This window comes from Kitasatospora sp. NPDC091257 (assembly GCF_044757675.1).
Classification (GTDB): domain Bacteria; phylum Actinomycetota; class Actinomycetes; order Streptomycetales; family Streptomycetaceae; genus Kitasatospora; species Kitasatospora lactacystinica.
The window spans coordinates 1-4,005 of sequence record NZ_JBIVVI010000869.1 but is presented as its reverse complement, the minus strand read 5'-3'; the positions used below and the strand labels follow the sequence as shown (position 1 = coordinate 4,005).

4 protein-coding genes are annotated in these 4,005 nt (G+C 72.5%); all 4 read left to right on the top strand.

Annotated features, from left to right (window positions below; genetic code table 11):
- Positions 1-1,725, top strand: a 1,725-nt coding sequence (locus tag ACIQOV_RS31100; protein WP_401053976.1) for an alpha/beta fold hydrolase, incomplete at its 5' end; no start/stop codon positions are given.
- 3 nt (positions 1,726-1,728) lie between these two features.
- Positions 1,729-1,944 (top strand): MbtH family protein, encoded by a 216-nt coding sequence (locus tag ACIQOV_RS31095; RefSeq protein WP_401053975.1) that lies wholly within the window; start codon positions 1,729-1,731, stop codon positions 1,942-1,944.
- Positions 1,945-1,955: 11 nt separating this feature from the next.
- Positions 1,956-3,203, top strand: a complete 1,248-nt coding sequence (locus ACIQOV_RS31090) for a cytochrome P450 (protein WP_401053973.1) — start codon at positions 1,956-1,958, stop codon at positions 3,201-3,203.
- Between the two features lie 49 nt (positions 3,204-3,252).
- Positions 3,253-4,002, top strand: coding sequence for an SRPBCC domain-containing protein (locus ACIQOV_RS31085; RefSeq protein ID WP_401053972.1), 750 nt, complete (start codon positions 3,253-3,255; stop codon positions 4,000-4,002).
- The last annotated feature ends 3 nt before the right edge of the window (positions 4,003-4,005 follow it).

Here is a 4,005-nt window from a genome sequence, read left to right as displayed (position 1 = left end):
GTCAACGGCTACGGGCCCACCGAGGCCACCACCCTGGCCACCTGGCACCCGGTGGTCGACCTCCCCGAACACGCCGCGACCGTGCCGATCGGCCGACCGATGGCGAACATGCGCGCCTACGTGCTCGACGACCGGCTGCGCCCGATGCCGACCGGCATGGTCGGCGAGCTGTACCTCGCGGGGACGGGCGTGGCCCGCGGCTACCTCGGGCGGGCCGGCCTGACGGCGGAGCGCTTCACCGCCGACCCGTACGGGCCGTCCGGCAGCCGGATGTACCGCACCGGCGACCTCGCGTCGTGGCGGACCGACGGCACGCTGGACTTCGCCGGACGCGCCGACCACCAGGTCAAGCTGCGCGGCCTGCGGATCGAGCCCGGCGAGATCGAGGCCGTTCTGGCGGGCTGCCCGGGCGTCGCCCAGGCGGCCGTGGTCGCCCGCGAGGACCGGCCGGGTGACAAGCGCCTGGTCGCCTACCTGGTGCCCGCCCCCGAGGGCGCGCCCGAGGCGGCCGAGCTGTCCGGCCGGCTGCGCCGCGACCTGCCCGACTACATGGTGCCGGCGGCGTTCGTCACCCTGGACGCGCTGCCGCTGACCGCCAACGGCAAGCTCGACCGGGCCGCCCTGCCCGCCCCCGAGTACGGGGCCTCGGACGCCGGACGCGGACCCCGGACGCCGCAGGAGCAGCTGCTGTGCGGTCTCGTCGCCGAGGTCCTCGGCCGGGAGCAGGTGAGCATCGACGACAACTTCTTCGACCTGGGCGGGCACTCGCTGCTGGCCGCCCGCCTGGCCTCCCGCGTCCGCGAGACGCTCGGCCTGGAGTTGGGCCTGCGCATGCTGTTCGAGGCGCCGACCGTGGCCGGTCTCACCGAGCGCCTGGTCATGGACAATCCCGACGACGCGTTGGACGTGGTGCTGCCGCTGCGTTCGACCGGGACCGGCACACCGCTGTTCTGCGTCCACCCCGGCGGCGGCATCAGCTGGTCGTACAGCGGACTGCTGAACCACCTCGGCCCGCAGCACCCCGTCTACGCCATCCAGGCGCGCGGCCTCGGCCGGCCCGAACCCCTGCCGACGTCCTACGAGGAGATGGCGGCCGACTACGCCGACCAGATCCAGAAGATCCAGCCGGAGGGCCCGTACCTGCTCCTCGGCTGGTCCGCCGGCGGGCTGATCGCCCACGCGCTCGCCTGCGAGCTGCAGTCGCGCGGCGAACGGACCGCACTGCTGGCGATCCTCGACGCCTACCCGGTGAAGGACGTGCAGTTCGCGGAGGTGCCGGTGCCCACCGTGCGCGACGTGCTCGTCGGGGTGCTCGACGTCGACCCGGACGAGCTGGGCGACCAGGAGATCACCTACGCCGAGGTTGCCGAGGTCCTGAACCGGCGGGGCAGCGCACTGGCCGGCCTGAACGAGCGACAGATCGAGGTGATCGTCGAGATCATGATCAACAACGCCAAGCTGGCGGTCGACTTCGTCCCCGGCAGGTTCGGCGGAGACCTGCTGCTGTTCAACTCCACGATCGACCGGGTCGAGGACAACGCGGGGCCCGCAATCTGGCGCCCGTACGTCGCCGGCCGGATCGAATCCCACGAGATCACCACCCGGCACGACCGGATGACCCAAGCCGGCTCGCTCGCCCAGATCGGGCCGATCCTGGCCGCCAGGATCACCGAGGCGACCGGCGACACCGACGGCACCACCACCCTTTCCCACCAGGAGGACTGACCCATGACCAACCCCTTCGACGACCAGGACGGCACCTTCCTCGTGCTCGTCAACGACGAGAACCAGCACTCGCTCTGGCCCCGGTTCGCGGACGTCCCCGACGGCTGGACCGTCGCCCACGGCCCCGACACCAACGCCGCCTGCCTGGAGTACGTCGAGAAGTCCTGGACCGACATGCGGCCCAGGAGCCTCGCCGACGCCATGGACGCCCAGCGGTAACGCGGCCCGTAGTGAATCCGACCGACACCACGGACGAGGCCCGCCCCGCGGCGGGCCTCGCCCCGCCCCACGACTACGCCGCGGACCTGCTCACCCCCGAGGCCCGGCGGGACCCGTACCCGTTCTACGCCCGCATGCGGCGCGAGAGCCCCGTCCACCGCAGCGCCCAGGGCATCTGGTACCTCACCCGGTACGCCGACGTCGAGGCGGCCCTGAGCGACCTGCGGCTGTCCAACGACCGGGACCGGATGACCCGCGCCTACGGAGCGCTCGGCGGCGACCTCAAGGCCTTCAGCCGGCTCACCGACCGGCTCGGCCGGGTGATGACCAACACCGACCCGCCGGACCACGCCCGGCTGCGCAAGCTCGCCAACCGCGCGTTCACCGCCCGGCGCGTCGAAGCCCTGCGCGACGGCATCCAGCGCATCGTCGACCGGCTCATCGACGAGTCGATCGCGGCGGGGCCGGCCATGGACCTGATCGAGGCGGTCGCCGCCCCGCTGCCGATGTCCGTCGTCTGTGAGCTCTTCGGCATTCCGGACGAGGACCGCCCGCAGGTCAAGACCTGGTTCCGCCGCTTCGGCCGGCTGGGCGAGGACATCGACAAGTCCGAGGAGGCGATCGGGCAGTACGAGGAGTACCTGTCCGGGCTCATCCGGCAGCGCCGGCGCGAACCGGGCGACGACCTCATCAGCGCCCTGGTCGCCACCCAGGCGCAGGACGACCGGCTCACCGACTCCGAACTGCTGTCCACCTGCTTCGTCCTGATCACCGCCGGCGACGAGACCACCACCCACCTGCTCGGCAACGGCGTCCTCGCCCTGCTGCGCCACCCGGACCAACTGGCCCGGCTGCGCGCGGACCCGGGGCTGATCCGCGGCGCCGTCGAGGAACTGGCCCGCTACGACACGGTGACCCAGGCGATCGTCCGGGTCGTCGCGGAGGACCTGGAGATCGGCGGACGGACGCTGCGGGAGGGCGAGTTGGCGTACCTGTTCCTCGGTGCGACCAACCGCGATCCCGAGCGCTTCGAGGACCCCGACCGGCTCGACCTGACCCGCCCCGGCAACCGGCACCTGAGCTTCGGCCACGGACCGCACTTCTGCCTCGGCGGCCCACTGGCCAAGCTCCAGGCCGAGGTGGCGATCGGCACGCTGGTGCGCCGGCTGCCCGAGCTGCGGCTGGCCGACGAGACGGCGCTGGACTGGCGGCCCAACCCGCTGCAACGGCGGCTGAGCACCCTCCCGCTCACCTACTGACCATGAACGACGGCTACTGATCATGAACGACGACGAAGGAGAACCGACCATGGCCCGAGAGTTCGAGGTCCGCCGGGAACAGGACCTGCCCGCCACGCCCGAACAGGTCTGGGACGCGGTCGCCACCGGCGCCGGCAACCTCGGCTGGCTGTACCCGATGGAGGTCGAGCCGCGCGTGGGCGGAAAGGCCACCCGGGGCGACGCCACTGTCGTGGCCTGGGAGCCGCCGCGGCGCTTCGCCGTCCGCGCGACCCAGGACGGCGGGTTCTCCAACACGCTCAGCTACCACATCGAGCCGGCCGACGGCGGAACGAGCCACCTGCGGATGGGAATCCACTGGGTGCACACGGGCGTCGTCGACGAGGCCTGGAGGTGGGACGCCAAGTCGGACGCGGCCGAGAAGCACGTCGACTTCTACCAGCACGGCCTCGCCGAGTACCTGCGGCACTTCGCCGGCCGCCCCGCCGTCTACGTCAAGGCCCAGCGCCCCGAACCCACCTCCGACCCGGCCGACTTCGCCGCCCTGCGCCGACGCCTCGGCCTCGCCGAGGACGCGGCCGTCGGCGACCGGCTCACACTCCACGTCCCCGGCCCGGACGGCGGCCCGGAAGAGGTGGTCGTGGACTGGCTCAGCCCCGACTTCGTCGGCCTGCGCGGCCCGGACACGCTCTACCGCTTCTTCAACGGCAGCACCTGGGGCACGCCGATCTGGCTGGCTCACCACCTGTTCGCCGAGGACGCCGACGAGCAGCGGGCCACCGGGGCGTGGACCGCCTGGCTCAACGACACCCACGCCTAGGAC

Bases quoted from the DNA above. Each gene is read 5' to 3' on its own strand.
- ACIQOV_RS31095 (WP_401053975.1), top strand. From the start codon at position 1,729: ATGACCAACCCCTTCGACGACCAGGACGGCACCTTCCTCGTGCTCGTC.
- ACIQOV_RS31085 (WP_401053972.1), top strand. From the start codon at position 3,253: ATGGCCCGAGAGTTCGAGGTCCGCCGGGAACAGGACCTGCCCGCCACG.